General features: G+C 58.7%; 15 protein-coding genes. 11 read left to right on the forward strand and 4 right to left on the reverse strand.

Translation table 11 applies throughout. From position 1 onward, the window contains the following. Complete coding sequence (locus DAAHT2_RS04915; RefSeq protein WP_013163193.1) at positions 1-1,071, reverse strand: polysaccharide deacetylase family protein; 1,071 nt, start codon at positions 1,069-1,071, stop codon at positions 1-3. A gap of 88 nt (positions 1,072-1,159) precedes the next feature. Then, positions 1,160-2,203 (reverse strand): glucosaminidase domain-containing protein, encoded by a 1,044-nt coding sequence (locus DAAHT2_RS04920; RefSeq protein WP_013163194.1) that lies wholly within the window; start codon positions 2,201-2,203, stop codon positions 1,160-1,162. Positions 2,204-2,347: 144 nt separating this feature from the next. On the opposite strand from DAAHT2_RS04920, the gene DAAHT2_RS04925 reads away from it, so the two are divergent. Further along, positions 2,348-2,926 carry a peptidylprolyl isomerase gene (locus DAAHT2_RS04925; RefSeq protein WP_013163195.1) on the forward strand — a complete coding sequence of 193 codons (579 nt, stop codon included), beginning with the start codon at positions 2,348-2,350 and terminating at the stop codon, positions 2,924-2,926. An 18-nt stretch (positions 2,927-2,944) separates the two neighbouring features. Here DAAHT2_RS04925 and DAAHT2_RS04930 read toward each other — a convergent pair whose 3' ends face one another. Continuing rightward, positions 2,945-4,927, reverse strand: coding sequence for a DNA topoisomerase IV subunit A (locus DAAHT2_RS04930; protein WP_013163196.1), 1,983 nt, complete (start codon positions 4,925-4,927; stop codon positions 2,945-2,947). Positions 4,928-4,932: 5 nt separating this feature from the next. Next, a complete protein-coding gene (locus DAAHT2_RS04935) occupies positions 4,933-6,759 on the reverse strand; it encodes a DNA topoisomerase IV subunit B (protein WP_013163197.1) in 1,827 nt (608 codons plus the stop codon). Positions 6,760-7,133: 374 nt separating this feature from the next. On the opposite strand from DAAHT2_RS04935, the gene DAAHT2_RS04940 reads away from it, so the two are divergent. From DAAHT2_RS04940 to rseP, 10 genes are all read left to right on the forward strand, one after another. Further along, on the forward strand, positions 7,134-8,906 hold the full coding sequence (locus tag DAAHT2_RS04940) for a M3 family oligoendopeptidase (RefSeq protein ID WP_013163198.1): 1,773 nt from the start codon (positions 7,134-7,136) through the stop codon (positions 8,904-8,906). 84 nt (positions 8,907-8,990) lie between these two features. Next, on the forward strand, positions 8,991-9,317 hold the full coding sequence (locus DAAHT2_RS04945) for a hypothetical protein (protein WP_013163199.1): 327 nt from the start codon (positions 8,991-8,993) through the stop codon (positions 9,315-9,317). Between the two features lie 258 nt (positions 9,318-9,575). Further along, on the forward strand, positions 9,576-10,343 hold the full coding sequence (gene rpsB, locus DAAHT2_RS04950; protein WP_013163200.1) for a 30S ribosomal protein S2: 768 nt from the start codon (positions 9,576-9,578) through the stop codon (positions 10,341-10,343). A gap of 193 nt (positions 10,344-10,536) precedes the next feature. After that, positions 10,537-11,130 (forward strand): translation elongation factor Ts, encoded by a 594-nt coding sequence (tsf, locus tag DAAHT2_RS04955; RefSeq protein ID WP_013163201.1) that lies wholly within the window; start codon positions 10,537-10,539, stop codon positions 11,128-11,130. Positions 11,131-11,144: 14 nt separating this feature from the next. Then, positions 11,145-11,900 (forward strand): UMP kinase, encoded by a 756-nt coding sequence (gene pyrH / locus DAAHT2_RS04960; RefSeq protein WP_013163202.1) that lies wholly within the window; start codon positions 11,145-11,147, stop codon positions 11,898-11,900. A 45-nt stretch (positions 11,901-11,945) separates the two neighbouring features. Further along, a complete protein-coding gene (gene frr / locus DAAHT2_RS04965; protein WP_013163203.1) occupies positions 11,946-12,500 on the forward strand; it encodes a ribosome recycling factor in 555 nt (184 codons plus the stop codon). Further along, positions 12,500-13,234, forward strand: a complete 735-nt coding sequence (gene uppS, locus DAAHT2_RS04970) for an undecaprenyl pyrophosphate synthase (protein WP_013163204.1) — start codon at positions 12,500-12,502, stop codon at positions 13,232-13,234. Before frr ends, uppS begins: the two co-directional genes overlap by 1 nt. A 10-nt stretch (positions 13,235-13,244) precedes the next feature. Further along, the gene (locus DAAHT2_RS04975; protein ID WP_013163205.1) at positions 13,245-14,054 is read left to right on the forward strand and encodes a phosphatidate cytidylyltransferase; all 810 of its coding nucleotides are present in this window, start codon (positions 13,245-13,247) and stop codon (positions 14,052-14,054) included. Between the two features lie 36 nt (positions 14,055-14,090). Further along, positions 14,091-15,290, forward strand: a complete 1,200-nt coding sequence (locus tag DAAHT2_RS04980; RefSeq protein WP_013163206.1) for a 1-deoxy-D-xylulose-5-phosphate reductoisomerase — start codon at positions 14,091-14,093, stop codon at positions 15,288-15,290. Continuing rightward, on the forward strand, positions 15,287-16,360 hold the full coding sequence (rseP, locus tag DAAHT2_RS04985) for an RIP metalloprotease RseP (RefSeq protein WP_013163207.1): 1,074 nt from the start codon (positions 15,287-15,289) through the stop codon (positions 16,358-16,360). Before DAAHT2_RS04980 ends, rseP begins: the two co-directional genes overlap by 4 nt. Positions 16,361-16,463 lie beyond the last annotated feature (103 nt).

The raw sequence follows: 16,463 nt of genomic DNA on the forward strand, positions 1-16,463 counted from the left end.
TTAGCGGGGCTGGGTAAGCATCCAGAAACGCAGGGCGGTGCGACCGGTATCCTTTTCCCGGGCACTGATCATCACCCGGTTGATCCGCCGCTCCAGCACCGTGTCGTTGTCGATATAAACAAAATCACCGTCCACCTTGGCCTGCTGCCAACCCAGTTCGCTGACAAAAATGCCGAAGGTACCGGGGCGATAGCGCTCGGGATAGAGCAGGCGAGCGCCGATCCGGGGCGGGGGATTATCCTGCAGCGGCTGCAGCCCGGGGGTTTTGTCGGTAAAGGGCAGGTCCACCCGGGCCAGCACTTGCTGGAAATGTTCCAGGGTTGACCAGTTGGTGCCTAAAATGGGCTCCCGGGAAATCATCGACAGCTCGGTGTCGTCACTTACCGAGCCGGCATCCTGGGTAAAAATCGCCTCGTAACCGATCTTTTGTGCTTCCTCCAGGACGATGTGATTATATTCCCCGTAAGGAATGGCAAAAAAGCGGGGTTCTTCACCCAGGCGGCGGGTTAAAATTTCCTTTCCCCGGTGCAAATCCTCGCTGATCCAGCGCCGGTACCGCTCCTCGCTCCAGTCAGCCGGCCAATCGGCCAGGCGGTGGTGGGAATAGCTGTGATCCTGGAAATCCACCCCGGCGGCGGCCATCTCCGCCACCTGTTCCCAGGTCATATAGTTGGAATACTTTTTCTCCAGCCCCTCGACATAGAGAAAGACGGTAAAGGGAAAATCATATTGCTGCAACACCGGCCAGGCCTTGGTGTAAGTGGTGCGATAACCATCATCAACGGTAATCACCACCGTCCGAGGCGGCAATGGAGTACCGTCACGCAGCATCCCGACCAGTTCCGCCAACGCGATAACGTTGTAATCGTTGTCGGCCAGGTAGGCCATCTGCTCTTTAAACTGTTCCATGCTGACATTGGTGGTGGGATAGCGATCATCACCAAAATGATGGTAGATAAAAATCGTCGCATCCCCGCGCCGCGGCTCTTCCTGCGCCGCCACCGGCAGCGACATCGCCGACAGGACCAACGCCAGGGCCATCACCTGCAAAAAACACCATCGATAAGACATATTTCACCTCATTACAGCAGCCCCTTGGCCACTAAAATTTTTCACCCTTTGCTCAGTTACACCAAAAGCTTACCGGCTTGCCGACAGATCAATCCAGCCTGGTCTGCCGGTACGACTCCATGGCCAGTTGTTTTTTTACTTCCGCCGGCTCAAGGGACAAGGTCAGCGCATCATAGTGCTGCATCTGATTAATCTGAATCAAACGGCGCAAATCGTCAACGTAACGATCTCGCTTCTCGGAATAATAACGCAGCCCGTTGACCAGGGCCAGGGAGTCCATGGACTCTCGCCTGATTTCCCGCAGCGTCCTGTAGGCGGGAACCCGGTTCAGCATCAACACATAAGCCCGCACGGAGTCCAGCAGAGTATCGTAAATCGCTACCCGGTGGCTCATCCCTGAGGCCCGATTGGCCGGAATCATCCCCTCGCCACCCCAGGTCCAGACACCAAAGATATTGTTCCCTTCCTGCACAAAGCGGGAAGCCCCCCAGGCCGACTCCATGGCCGCCTGAGCCAGCACCAGACTCAACGGCAACACATTGACCCGGCTAAGCAACACATCCAAACGCTCGGTGCGGTATTTGGCGGCCAGAAGCTGCAAAAATTCGGCTTCTTCAGCGGTCAGGCCGCAGTCCTGCTGATGACAAACCTCCTCGTGCAACAGTTTTTCCAGGGTACAATCGTAAAAGTCCATCCGGCCGATAACCCTTAACAACTCGGCCCGCTCCTCGGCCACTTCCGCCAGGGCAACCATGGCGGTGGGCGCCAGAATATGCAGGAAAAGGCGCTTGCGGGCCGACACCTGCAGTTCACCCATATCGACCGGAAAAGAAGTAAAGACCAGCGGCGGCATGGACTCTTTGGGGTTCAACTCCCAAAGCCCTTCGGCCCGCAGAAAATCGATTATCGCCCGGCTTTCACTGGCCTCGAGCATCACAACATGATTCCCGCCTTCCTCCAGGGTAACACGGGCGACACCGGTGGCCAGGGGCGGCCTGAACACCGTAATCACCAGAAAAACCAGGCATAACGACAAGCCAACCACAAACCTGATGAAGTCCGGCTCCACCGCCAGATGGCCGAAATAGTGGCGAGAGTCGTGTTGATCTGCTAAATTACTTTCTCTTGTCATCGCTTCACCGGGCACCTTAAAGTGATCTTTGGCCAGTCTAGGTCACTACACAAACAAATCTTAACATTATAACATATTTCATCATCAACTGCAAAATCGGCATCATTACGGCCAAAGGGGCCGTTCGCCGAAAAGGAGAAAAAAATGAAACTGCTGGTACTTGCAACCATTTTCTGTCTGCTGTTGACCGCCCAAGGCAAAGCGGTGGCGGCCCCCGCCGATCCTCGTCCCCGGGTTATCATGGAAACCACCGCCGGGGAGATCACCATCGAGTTGTTCGCCGAGGAAGCCCCGGTCACCACCGCCAACTTCCTGCAGTACGTCCGAGACGGCTTTTATGACGGCCTGATTTTTCATCGGGTAATCCCCGGCTTTGTGATCCAGGGCGGCGGCTTTACCCCGGACATGGAACAACGACCCACCCGGGCGGCCATCAAAAACGAAGCCACCAACGGCCTGAAAAACCTGCGCGGCACCCTCTCCATGGCCCGCACCGGGGTGGTGGACAGCGCCACCAGCCAGTTTTTTGTAAACCTCACCGATAACGCCAACCTGGATCACCGGGGCACCAGCCCCAACGCTTATGGTTATGCGGTTTTCGGCAAGGTCGTCGAGGGCATGGAGGTAGTTGACCAGATCGCCGCTCAACCTACCGCCAGCAAAGGTTTTTTTCAGGATGTCCCGGTGCAGGAGATCGAAATCATCAAGGCCTACACCAAGTAAAGGCAAGAGATAACGGAGTTATTCTTTGTTAAACAGCGGCGCTTGCGGATTTTTTTCCTCTTCGGCCTTGGCCGCCACCGCGTCGCTGACCTCCTCCACCCGGCGAATGGGGCGCGGCGACAGACGCTTGCCGATGGCCGCCGCCCCTTTGATCAGAAAGTCGTCGCAACGAAAGACTTCCCGGTTCCTGCGGGTCCGGGGAGAAGGCGAGAGGTGAGCGCGGATATTCACCCCCTCTCCGGTCTTGAGAAAAATAATTTCCGAGCGCCGCTGTTCCGCAAAGAGCCGATACTCTTTGTCCACAATGAACTTGGGGGTGACAAAGCGTTTCAGGTAGCACAGGTTCTGCTTGCCGTCGCGGTAGACCATGTTGAAGGTCTGCCGGTCGGCTACCCGACCCCACCAGAGCAGATCGTGGCCGATAAAAATCTTCTCCGGCACGTTGATCACCTTGTACCAACCGCTTTTGTCGATGAGCAGGATCTTGTCGTATTCCGAGCAGGCCAGGGAGTTGTCGGCCCCGGCCTTGACCTGGGTACCGAAAAAGCCGCTCTCCCGATCGTAGCCGATGGTGAGGTTGCTTAAAGCCACTTGGCTGGCCTGCACCCCGGCAAAGGTGGTCAATTCGGTACGGCGGGGGTAATCGCCGCCGTAACGGGCCAGCAGATCGTCCAGGAAACGGATGCAATAGCCGGTCATATCCCGCAGATTTTTTTCCACCTCTTTAATCTGCCGCAGGGTGGCCTTGATCTCTTTCTTTTTGCGCTCAATATCATAGCGGGAGATCCGCTTGATCTTGATCTCCAGCAGCTTTTCAATATCTTCCCGGCTCACCGGCCTTACCAGCTCGGCGGTATAGGGCTTTAAGGCTTCGTCAATGGTCTTGATCACCAGCTCGAAGCTGGGACATTCCTCGATCTGCTTGTACAACCGCTCTTCAATGAAGATCCGTTCCAGCTGATGGGCCTGCAGGCGCTCCTTGAGGCGAGCCAGCTCCAACTGCAGCTCTTTTTCCAGCAGATTGTACAGGCGGCTGGTATTCTCCCGCAGCACCTCGCTCACCGACAGGATCACCGGGTTCCGGTCGCGGATTACCGTAAAATTGGGGCTGATGGCCAGCTCGCAGTCGGTGAAGGCATAAAGCGCCTTGATGGTTTCCTCGGCCTTGAGCCCCCGGGCCAGCTTAATTTCGATCTCCACCTCTTCGGCGGTGTAATCGTTGATGGAAAGGATTTTGAACTTGCCCGCCCGGGCCGCCTTCTCAACACTTTCAATCAGCCCCTGGGTGTTGGTACCAAAGGGGATCTCCCGGATGATGATGGTCTTGTCGTCTTTCTCCTCGATCCGGGCCCGGCAGCGCAACCGGCCGTTACCGTCGTCGTAAGCGGAGACATCCAGCAGCCCGCCCTGGTAAAAGTCGGGATAAACTGCAAACTCTTCCCCTTGCAGAATCTTTTTCTGGGCTTGCAGCAACTCGCAGAAATTGTGCGGCATGATCTTGGTGGCCATGCCCACGGCGATCCCTTCGGCGCCCTGGAGCAGCAGCAGCGGCAACTTGGCCGGCAGGCTCACCGGCTCTTTCATCCGGCCGTCGTAGGAATCGGTAAACTCGGTGAGTTCCCGGTTGAACATGGTTTCCCGGGCCAGCGGGGTCAGGCGGCACTCGATATAACGGGCCGCCGAGGCAGAATCTCCGGTGTAAATATTACCAAAGTTGCCCTGCCGGTCGACCAGATAGCCCTTGTTGGCCAGGTTCACCAGGGCCGAGAAGATGGAGGCGTCGCCGTGGGGGTGCAGCTTCATGGTCTCGCCCACCACGTTGGCCACCTTGTGAAAACGGCCGTCATCGACGTTGTGCAGGGTCTGGAGAATCCGCCGCTGCACCGGTTTCAGCCCGTCGGCCAGGTCGGGAATGGCCCGCTCCCTGATCACATAGGAGGTGTAGTCGATAAAGTTTTCATCGAACAACTTATGTAAATTACCGTATTTAGCTGTTTCCATACCGGTTACACCAGGTGCGCCATGATATACTCGCGGCGGTCGGGGGTGTTTTTACCCATGTAGAACTCCAGAATGCGGGGCACTTCGCTTAAGGTGTCGATATCCACCTGCTGCAGGCGCATATCCGGGCCGATGAACTGTTTGAACTCCTTCGGCGAAATCTCACCCAGGCCCTTGAAACGGGTTATCTCCACCGGCCGGCGCTTGCTGCCTCGGCCGGCCAGCTTTTTCTCCGCCTCGGTCCGTTCCTTGTCGGAATAACAATAAATTGTCTCTTCCTTGTTGCGAACCCGAAAAATCGGGGTTTCCAGAATATAAACATGGCCCCGCTTGACCAGCGACTCGAAGTAGTGCAGAAAAAAAGTCAGAATCAGGTTACGGATGTGCAACCCGTCGACATCGGCGTCGGTGGCGATGATGATCTTGTCGAACCGCAGCCGGCCGATGGAGTCTTCAATATCCAGCGCCCGCATGATGCTGTACATTTCATCATTCTTGTACAGGGTGGCCAGGGGCTGGCCGTAAACGTTGTAGGGTTTGCCCTTGAGGGAGAAAACCGCCTGGGTCATGGGATCGCGGGCACTGACGATGGAACCGGAGGCGGACTGGCCCTCGGTTAAAAAGATCATATTCTCCCGACCGGAAGGCGAGGGCTTGCCCGGCGCCGGATGATACTTGCAGTCTTTTAGCTGGGGTATTTTCAGAGCCACCTTGCGGGCCTTGGCTTTGGCCTCCTTACGAACGTGCTGCAACTCTTTCCTCACCCGGGCGCTCTGCTGGATCTTGTCGATGACCAGTTCCGCCAGCTCGGTGTTTTTATAGAGAAAGGCGCTGACCTCATCGCGCACCACGGCCACGATACCCGCCCGGATATCGGTGTTGCCCAGCTTGTTCTTGGTCTGGGACTCGAAAATCGGCTCCCGTACCTTGACCGCCACCGCACCCACTACCCCTTCCCGCACATCCTCGCCGTCGAATTTCTTGCCGGCAAACTCGTTGATCCCTTTCAGCAAACCTTCACGGAAGGCGGAAAGATGGGTGCCGCCTTCGTTGGTGTAGGTGCCGTTGACAAAGGAAAAGTAGGTTTCCCCGTAGTTGTCGGTATGGGCAAAGGCAAACTCGATGGTCTTGTCGCGAAAGTGAATGGGCTCATAAAGCTGAGTGCCGCTGGTTTCCGCCTCCAGCAGATCCAGCAGCCCCTTTTCCGAATAAAAACTCTCCCCGTCGAAATCAAGGTGCAACCCGGCGTTAAGATAGGCATAACGTTTGAGCCGCTTGCGGATAAATTCACGATTAAAGGTGTAATCGGGAAACATCGCCGGGTCGGGCTGAAACTCCACCAGGGTACCGTTTTTTTCCTTGCTCAGCCCTTTTTCTTCCTCCTGCAGCTCGCCGGCCACAAATACCGCCCGGGCGAATTCGCCGTCGCGGAACGAGGTGACCTCAAAACGCCGGGACAAGGCATTAACCGCCTTGGTACCCACCCCGTTCAGGCCCACCGAGAACTGGAAGGCATCGGTATTGTACTTGGCCCCGGTGTTGATCACCGAAACGCACTCCACCAGCTTGCCCAACGGGATCCCCCGGCCGTAATCCCGCACCCGCACCGAGCCTTCTTCCCCCACCGCGATCTCAATGGTTTTACCGGCCCCCATGATAAACTCATCCACCCCGTTGTCGATGACCTCCTTGAGCAGGATATAGATCCCGTCATCGGGGTGGCTGCCGTTACCCAGGCGGCCGATATACATCCCCGGTCGCAGGCGGATATGCTCCAGAGAACTCAGGGTTTTAATCTTACTTTCATCGTACACGGCGGCATCCAAGGTCATGGGCAACAGGCAAAAATCAGGTAAAAGTTTCAGGGACATGCCCTGATCAGGGAGGGGTTAAGGCCACCGGCGGCAATCGCCACCACCGATACCCGGTTGACTGTGTAAGCGAGTGCCTTGTATATCTCGCCTGCTCTTTCCATGCAATCACATTTTGTCGTCTCACCTCTCCCGGAACAACGCTAAAGTCGCGTGTCGTCGAAGAGAAGCCTAAACCGGCAGCCCCCAGCCAATCTCAGGCCGGTTATCTATTTAACTTGACCGCCACCACTTTTTTTCCTATCCATTTCAATTTGTCGCCATAAACCGCACCAGACTGAACCGACCAACGGCCTGGCACCGTGCACCAACCTTGAAACAAGGAGCAAAAACAGATGAGCACCGAACTCAATGTCCAACTGGGCACCACCGATATCGTCTGGCAACTGGAAGACTTGTACCACAGCCCCGATGACCCCACTCTGGCCGCCGACCTTAGCGCCTGCGAGGAAGAGGCCGGCGCCATCCGGGCCGAATTTGCCGGCCGCCTGGCGGCCCTGGAACCAACTGCCCTGCTGCACCTGGTCCGCCGCCTGGAAACCCTGGAGGCTCGCCTGGGCCGGGCCGCCACTTACGCCTATCTGAATTTCGCCACCCAGACCAAAGATGCCGCCGCCGGCGCCCTGCTGCAGAAAATTCGCGAGGCCGGCAGTCGGGCCAGCAAAGAAACGGTCTTTTTTGAACTGGAATGGAGCCGGCTGGAGGCCGCCGTCGCCGAGCAGCTAATGGCCGCCCCGGAACTGGCGCCTTACCGCCACCATCTCGCCTCCCTGCGCCGTTACGCCCCGCACCTGCTCAGCGACGCCGAAGAAACCCTGCTCATTGAACGGGCCCCGGCCGGGCGCAGCAGTTGGACCACTTTGTTTGACAAGGTGATGGGCCATTTGCAATTCGGCGAGTCCGGCCGCAGCGAGGAAGAGGTGCTCAGCGATCTCTACCTGCCGGATCGAGACTTACGCCGCCAGGCCGCCGCCGAACTGACCGCCGGCCTGGGCAGCCAACTGCACGTGCTGACCCACTCCTTCAACACCCTGCTGGCCGACAAAATGATCGATGACCGCCAGCGGCGTTACCCCAACTGGCTAAGCTCCATGAATCTGTACAATGAGCTTAACGACACCACGGTGGAAACCCTGATCACGGCGGTAACCGCCCGCTACGACATCCCCCAGCGCTACTACCGGCTCAAGCGCCAATTACTGGGGCTTGATGAACTGCTGGATTACGACCGTTACGCCCCCCTGCCCGACCTGCCCACCACCACCGTGAACTGGGAACAGTGCCGGAAGCTGGTCCTGGAGGCTTTCGCGGAATTCAGCCCGGACATGGCCGCCAACGCCGAACTCTTTTTCCAGCGCCGCTGGATCCACGCCCCCCTGCTGGAGGGCAAAAGAGGCGGCGCTTTTGCCCACCCCGCGGTGCCGGAAGTACACCCTTACATCATGGTCAACTACACCGGCAACCTGAGGGATATCTCCACCGTGGCTCACGAGTTGGGGCACGGGGTGCACCAGTACCTGGCCGCCGCCCAAGGCTATTACAACAGCTCCACCACTTTGGTGCTGGCGGAAACCGCCTCGGTCTTTGCCGAGCTGCTACTCTTTAAGCGCCAGCTGGCGCTGATCGAAAAACCGGAAGCCCGCCGGGCCTTTACCTGCCAGAAACTGGAATCGATCTTTGCCACCGTATTCCGGCAGATCGCCATGAACCGCTTTGAGGACCGGGTACACAACGCCCGCCGCCAGGAGGGCGAGCTAAGCAGTGAGCAAATCTCCGCCCAGTGGCGGGCCAGCCAGGAAGAGATGTTTGCCGACAGCGTGCGGCTGACCACCGATTACGATACCTGGTGGTCTTATATTCCCCATTTTCTCAGCACCCCCGGTTACGTTTACTCCTACGCCTTCGGCGAACTGCTGGTTCTGGCCCTGTTTAAGCTCTACCAGCAGAACCCGGCAGACTTTGTCCCCAAATACCTGGAACTGCTTAAAAACGGCGGCTCGGCCAGCCCTTACCAACTGGTCAAACCTTTCGGCGTCAACCTCGACGACCCCGCTTTCTGGGCCGGCGGCCTGCAGGTAATCGACGAGATGCTGCAGGAGGTGGAATAAGCGTAACCGAAAAACTTGCCAAAGCGCGGTCGGTTATGATATGAAAAATTACCACCATCCATCAAGTTGCACATGGAGACCTTCATGGCCCTGGAAATCGGCGCCCATACCCCTGCCGCCCCACCGCAGGTCGGACAAGCCCTGGTGCCTCGGCAGGCTCCGGCCGGCGACGACGACACCCTGCAATCGGGTCGCCGGGTACGCCAGGCCGAAAGCCGGCGCCAGGAAGCCGAACAGGATGTGCGCCGCTCCCACCGCCAGAAGCAGCAGGCCGTCGAGCGCCTGCGCCAGGCCCGGGCCGAAGAACAGCAGGCCGCCCGCCGCCTCCGCGAAGCCCAATCCGAACACATGAGCGCAGTCAGCGCCGGCCAGAGCCGGATGAGCGGCTCGGTGATCAACATCCTGGTTTAACGAAAGCATTTTTTAACCAGAACGATGTCTTTAAATTCACGGCCAGCCTGGAGGGCGTGCCGCGATTTCTCTTATTCCCGCTTGCAAAACCTTCCGTCTTGCTGTAGAGTCCGCGGGTTTCACAACTACGCACATCCCTGTCGGACCCGGCCGTTTCAGCCGGTGCCGCCGAATGCCCCGCTGGTGCCCGGAACCACAACAAACCGGGTGGGGAGCAAGGGATGGAGGATCAACCAAAATCAGTTGCAAGGAGAAACCATGTCCCACGTAAACATGAAGGAAATGCTTGAAGCCGGCCTCCACTTCGGCCACCAGACCCGCCGCTGGAATCCCAAGATGAAACCTTACATCTTCGGCGCCAGAAACGGCATCTACATCATCAACCTGGACAAAACCCTCCCCCTGTTCAATAAAGCCTGCGATGCCGCCCGCGATATCGCCGCCAAGGGCGGCAACATCCTGTTTGTCGGCACCAAGCGCCAGGCCCAGGAGATCATCCGGGAAGAGGCGACCCGTTGCGGCATGTTTTATGTCGATCACCGCTGGCTGGGCGGCATGCTCACCAACCACCAGACCATTAAAAAGAGCGTGGATCGCCTGAAAGCTTACACCAGCATGCAGGAAGACGGCAGCATCAACCGCTACAAGAAAAAAGAGATCCTGATGATCCAGAAGGAGACCATCAAGCTGGAGCGCAACCTGGGCGGCATCAAGGAAATGAAAACCCTGCCGGCGGCCATTTTCGTCGTTGACCCCAAGCGTGAGAGCATTGCCGTAACCGAAGCCAACCGCCTGGGCATCCCGGTGTTCGCCATCGCCGACACCAACTGCGACCCCGAGGGCATCAACCACCTGATCCCCGGCAACGACGACGCCATCAAGTCCATTCGCCTGGTCAGCGCCAAACTGGCCGATGCCATTTTAGACGGCAAGGAAAGTCATACGGCAGCCCAGCAGGCCGCCGCCGACAAACAGGAAGCCGAAGTTGAAGCCGCCTCTAAAGAGGCGACCCCGGCGGCAGCCTGATTGCCCTTTTGCCTGCCCTGAAAGGCAAAGGACGGTTTTGGGTCAACCAGCCAAACCGTCCTTTGCCCGGGTGGGTCTCTGCCGAAGCCACCTGCCTGCTCCGGGCTTTGTGGCTCGTTTTTTTGCCTCACGCAACAACTGAAACCAAAAACAATATCCTAACTATTTGCCAATCAGATAAAAGGTGACACCCGTGCAGATTACTTCCCAGATGGTCAAGGAACTCCGCGATAAAACCAATGCGGGGATGATGGATTGCAAAAAGGCCCTTAACGAAACCGGCGGCGACATGGAAAAAGCCGTCGACTTCCTGCGTCAAAAAGGCCTGGCAGTGGCCCAAAAACGAGCCGATCGGGCAACCAGTGAAGGGGTAATCGAGACCTACATCCACGCCGGCGGCAAGCTCGGGGTGATGGTGGAAGTGGGCTGCGAAACCGATTTCGTGGCTAAAAACAGCGACTTCCAGGATTTTGCTAAAAATGTTGCCATGCATATCGCCGCCGCCAGCCCCATTGCCATCCGCCGCGAAGAAGTCCCCGCCGATGCCCTGGAGCGGGAGCGTAATATCTACAAGCAGCAGGCTCTGGACTCCGGCAAACCGGAAAATATCGTAGAAAAGATCATCGACGGCAAGATCGACAAGTACTACGGCGAGGTTTGCCTGATGGAACAAAAATACGTTAAAAACCCGGATCTTTCCATTCAGGATCTGCTCAATGAGTTGATCGCCACCCTGGGCGAGAACATCTCCATCAAACGTTTTGCCCGTTTTCAGGTCGGCGCTTAAGTATCGGTTGCCAAATGAACGAACCAACCACCGCCCATAACCGCCAACCGACCGGCGAAGGCAGCCAGGGTTGCCGCCGGGTGCTGCTCAAACTCAGTGGCGAAGCCCTGATGGGAGATCAGTCTCACGGTATCAAGCCGGAAGTCCTCGATTACCTGGCCGGGGAAATTCGGGCCGTAACCGCGGCCGGGGTGGAAACCGGCCTGGTGGTCGGGGCCGGCAACATCTTTCGCGGCATGGCCGGCTCCGCCTCCGGCATGGACCGGAGCACCGCCGACAACATGGGCATGCTGGCCACGGTGATCAACGCCCTGGCCCTGCACGATGCCCTGGAGCGCCACGGGGTGGCGGCCCGGGTTCTTTCCGCCCTGGCCATGCCCACGGTTTGTGAGCCCTTTTCCCGCCAGAAGGCCTTTCACCATCTCGCCAAAGGACGGGTGGTGATTTTTGCCGCCGGTACCGGCAACCCTTATTTCACCACCGACACCGCCGCCATGCTCCGGGCGCTGGAGATCAGGGCCGACCTGGTCTGCAAAGCCACCAGGGTGGACGGCGTATACGACCAAGATCCCCTGCGCAACCCCAACGCCGTCCGCTTCGACCACTTAAGCTTTCAGGAAGTATTGAGCCGCCAGTTGAAGGTCATGGACTCGGCAGCGATTTCCCTGGCCATGGATAACGCCATGCCGATCATGGTCTTCGACATGATGGTGGCCGGCAACATGCGCCAGGCGGTGAGCGGCAAACAGGTGGGAACCCTGATCTCGTAATCGCCACAACAAATACCGAACCACCAATACCACGGGGGTGACGCCATGGATGAAGTAATTCTGGAAATGTCCGACAAAATGGAGAAAAGCATTGAAGCCTACCGCCGGGAGTTGTCCAGAATCCGCACCGGCCGGGCTTCCCTGAGCCTGCTGGATGGGGTGAAGGTCGAAGCCTACGGCTCCAGCATGCCTTTGAACCAGGTTGCCACCCTGACCATTCCCGAAAGTCGGATGATCGTGATCCAACCCTGGGACGCCCAGCAGGTAAGCGCCATCGAAAAGGCCATTCACGCCTCCGACATCGGCCTGACCCCCAACAGCGACGGCAAGGTGATCCGCCTGATGATCCCCCAGCTCACCGAAGAGCGCCGCAAAGAGATGGTCAAGCAGGTCAAGAAGATCAGCGAGGAGTACCGGGTGGCCGTCCGCAACTCCCGCCGGGAGGCCATTGATACCCTGAAAAAACTGAAAAACGACAAGCAACTGCCCGAGGATGATTTTTTCCGCCTCCAGGACGAAGCCCAGCAGGAAACTGATCGTTTTATCAAACAGATCGACAGTATCATGGCAGAGAAAGAAAAAGAGATGATGGAAGTCTGATGACGCATGACCCGGCCAATCTGCCCCGCCATGTCGCCATTATCATGGACGGTAACGGCCGCTGGGCCCACCAGCAGGGCAAACCCCGGATCATGGGGCACCAGGCCGGGGTTCGCTCGGTGCAGGCGGTGGTGCGGTGCGCCGGCGAGCTGAACCTTGAAGCCCTGACCCTTTACGCCTTTTCCACTGAAAACTGGCAACGCCCCGGCCCTGAAGTGGAAGGCCTGATGGGGTTGCTCAAAACCTACCTGGAAAGCCAGCTCGAGCAGATGGTGCAAAACCGGGTTCGCCTGCGGACCTGCGGCCACATCGACCGCCTGCCCACCAAGGTACGAAGGATTCTGGAAAACACCATCCGGGAAACCGCCGACAACGACGGCCTGATCCTCAACCTGGCCTTGAGCTACGGCGGCCGCGATGAACTGATCCGGGCCGCCCGGAAATTGGCCGCCCGGGTCGCCGACGGCGAACTAACCCCGGCCCAGATCAACGAACAAACCCTGGCCGCGGAGCTGGACACCGCCGAGCTGCCCGATCCCGACCTGCTGATCCGTACCGGCGGCGAACGCCGCCTGAGCAATTTTCTACTCTGGCAACTTTCCTACAGCGAACTGTACTTTACCAGAACCCTCTGGCCGGATTTCGGGCGGGAACAGTTCCTGGCCGCCCTCACCGACTACCAGCAGCGACAGCGCCGGTTCGGCCGCCTGAACGACCAGCCGGTGGAAAGCTGAACGGCAAGCCATGCAGAGGATACTGACCGGCATATGCATTGGCGTAGCCTGGCTTTTGCTGCTGCTCTACGCCCCCTTCTGGCTCTTCTGGCTGACGGTCTGCCTGCTGACCCTGCTGATCCTGCACGAATACGGCAACATGCTGCTGGTCGGCGGCGGTGAGCCGGCCATGCGGCCTGCTTTGCTGGCTTTCGGCCTGCTGCCGGTGCTGGCCGCCGGCCAGGCAAGCCATACCCTGATGACCGGGGCGCTGTTTATTGCTTTGGTCGGCCTGCTGCTGCTCACCGTTTTTCGCTACGGCAACCTGGAAAGGCCGCTTTTTTTCCTGCTGGCTTCAGCCTTTGGGATATTTTACCTCGGCTTACTGATGGCCCACCTGCCCCTGCTGGTCAACCTGGAAAACGGTCGTCACTGGCTGATTATCGCCAGCCTGATCACCGTATCGGCCGACAGCGGAGCTTACTATGCCGGCACCCGACTGGGGCGCCGCAAGCTCTGCCCGACCCTTAGTCCCGGCAAAACCGTGGAAGGATTGATCGGCGGGGTGCTTACCGCCCTGCTGGTGGTTGGCCTGGTGGTGGTATTTTTCTTCCCGGCCATCAACCTGTTGCAAGCTCTGCTCTTTACCTTTATCCTCTCTTTGCTGAGCGTGGCCGGTGATCTGGCCGAGTCGCTGATTAAACGCGGAGCCGGGGTGAAAGATTCCGGCACTCTGCTGCCGGGGCATGGCGGAATTCTGGACCGCATCGACTCCCTGCTGCTGGCGGCGCCACTGCTTTATTACCTGCTGCTGGCCGGGCAAGCCTGGCAGGCCTCTTAAGCCCCGAAAGTTTTTACTGAAAAGGCGGCGAAGATCATGACCAAAAACATCTCCCTGCTGGGCTCCACCGGCTCCATCGGCTGTAACGTACTGGACGTGGTCCGCCAGTACCCCGGCCGCTTCCGGGTAGTGGGCATGGCGGCGGGCAGCAATATTCGACTGCTGCGGGAACAGATCGAAGCCTTTCACCCCATGCTGGTGTCGGTGGCCGACGATACCCTGGCCGGTGAGCTGATCCAGAGCCTGCCGCCGGGCTGGAGCGAACGGGTACTGGTGGGCCGGGCCGGCAACGAAGAAGTGGCCGCCCTGCCGGAAGCCGACCTGGTGGTTTCGGCCATTGTCGGGGCCGCCGGGCTGACCCCCACCATGGCCGGCATTGAGGCTGGCAAGGACATTGCCCTGGCCAACAAAGAAACCCTGGTGATGGCCGGTGAACTGGTGATGAACGCCGTGGCCCGCCGGCAGGTGCAGATCTTGCCCATCGACAGCGAGCACAACGCCATCGCCCAATCATTAAGCGCCGGCCGCCACCAGGATATCCACCGGCTGATCCTCACCGCCTCCGGCGGCCCATTCCGGGACAAACCTTCCCGGGAGCTGTGGGAAGTCACCCCGGAACAGGCCCTGAACCACCCCAACTGGTCCATGGGCCGCAAGATCTCCATTGATTCCGCCACCCTGATGAATAAAGGCCTGGAAGTGATCGAGGCCCACTGGCTGTTCGGAGTCCCGGTGGAGCAAATCGAGGTGCTGATCCACCCCCAGAGTATCGTTCACTCCATGGTGGAGTATATCGACGGCTCGGTGGTGTCCCAGATGGGGATCCCCGACATGCGGATTCCCATCGTATACGCCCTGGCTTACCCGGAGCGCCTGCGCCTGGATCTGCCCCGGCTGAACCTGACCAAAACCGGCCCGCTTACTTTCCTGCCGCCGGACTACAGCCGTTTTCCCGCCCTGGAACTGGCCTACAAGGCCTGCAAGCGGGGCGGCACCAGGCCGGCGGCCCTGAATGCCGCCAATGAAGTGGCGGTGGAGGCCTTTCTGGACGGCAAAATCCGCTTCCCGGAAATTGCCCTGGTGGTGGCCGAAACGGTCAGCCGGGTGGAGCATAAACCGGTGGAACGCATCGCCACCGTCCTGGCCATTGACCTGGCCGCCCGCATGATGGCCGAGTCCATCGTGGAGTCGTTGATGATCAAGGCCGAGCAAAAAAGAAACAAGGTTACCCCATGAGCACAATCATTTCTTTTATCATTGTTTTAGGTGTACTGATTTTTGTCCATGAATTTGGACATTTTATCGTAGCCAAACTGTTCAACGTCAAGGTTTTAAAATTCTCTCTGGGCTTCGGCCCCCGGCTGTTCGGGCGCCGCATTGGCGAAACCGACTACCAGGTCAGCGCCCTGCCCCTGGGGGGGTATGTCAACATGCTGGGGGAAAATCCCGGCGAGACCGCCGAGGCCGCCGAGACCGAGCGCTCCTTTGCCGGCAAGCCTCTCTGGCAGCGCTTTTTAATCGTTGCCGCCGGGCCCTTTTTCAACCTGGGCTTTGCCGTCCTGCTCTTTTTTCTGGTATACGCCTTTATTGGCCTGCCACACCCGGTGCCGGGCACCAAGATCGGTGAGGTGGCGCCGGACTCCCCCGCTGCCGAAGCCGGACTGCTGGCCGGTGACCATATCCTGGCGGTCAACGGCACGGCCACGGAAGACTGGGAGGATGTCTCCCGGTTGATCCGGGACGGCGAGGGCCGCCCGGTTATGCTGGACATTCGCCGCAACGGCGAGGTGTTACAGGTAACCAGCACCCCGAAAAAACAGGAGGTAACAAACATCTTCGGGGAGGTGGTGGGACAACGCTATATGCTGGGGGTCACCCGCAGCAGCGAGGTGGAATACCAGTCGATTTCCCTTTTTGAAGCCCTTGGGGCGGGGTTTGCCCAAACCTGGAGCCTGATCTGGCTGACCCTGGTGGCCATCGTGAAAATGATCCAGCAGATCATTCCCGCCACCGAATTGGGCGGGCCGATCCTGATCGCCCAGTTGGCAGGCCAGCAGATGGAGGTGGGCTGGATCAACTTCGTCTACTTCATGGCCCTGATCAGCATCAACCTGGGCATTTTGAACCTGCTGCCCATCCCGGTGCTGGACGGCGGCCACCTGGTCTTTTTCACCGTGGAGGCCATCACTCGCCGGCCGGTGAGCATGAGGGTGCGGGAGGTGGCCCAACAGGTCGGCATCCTGCTGCTGCTGGCGCTGATGTTTTTTGTCTTTTACAACGACATAATGCGCCTCTTCAACGGGTAAACGGGCGGCAGCACCGCATCTTGCGGCGATCGAGCCGGCTTGCGTACTGATGTACGCGGCGCCGGCTCGCTTGCCGCAACCTGCGGCACTGCCGCCCGTTTAC

The sequence above is a fragment of the Desulfurivibrio alkaliphilus AHT 2 genome (assembly GCF_000092205.1).
In the GTDB taxonomy this organism is placed as follows: Bacteria; Desulfobacterota; Desulfobulbia; order Desulfobulbales; family Desulfurivibrionaceae; genus Desulfurivibrio; species Desulfurivibrio alkaliphilus.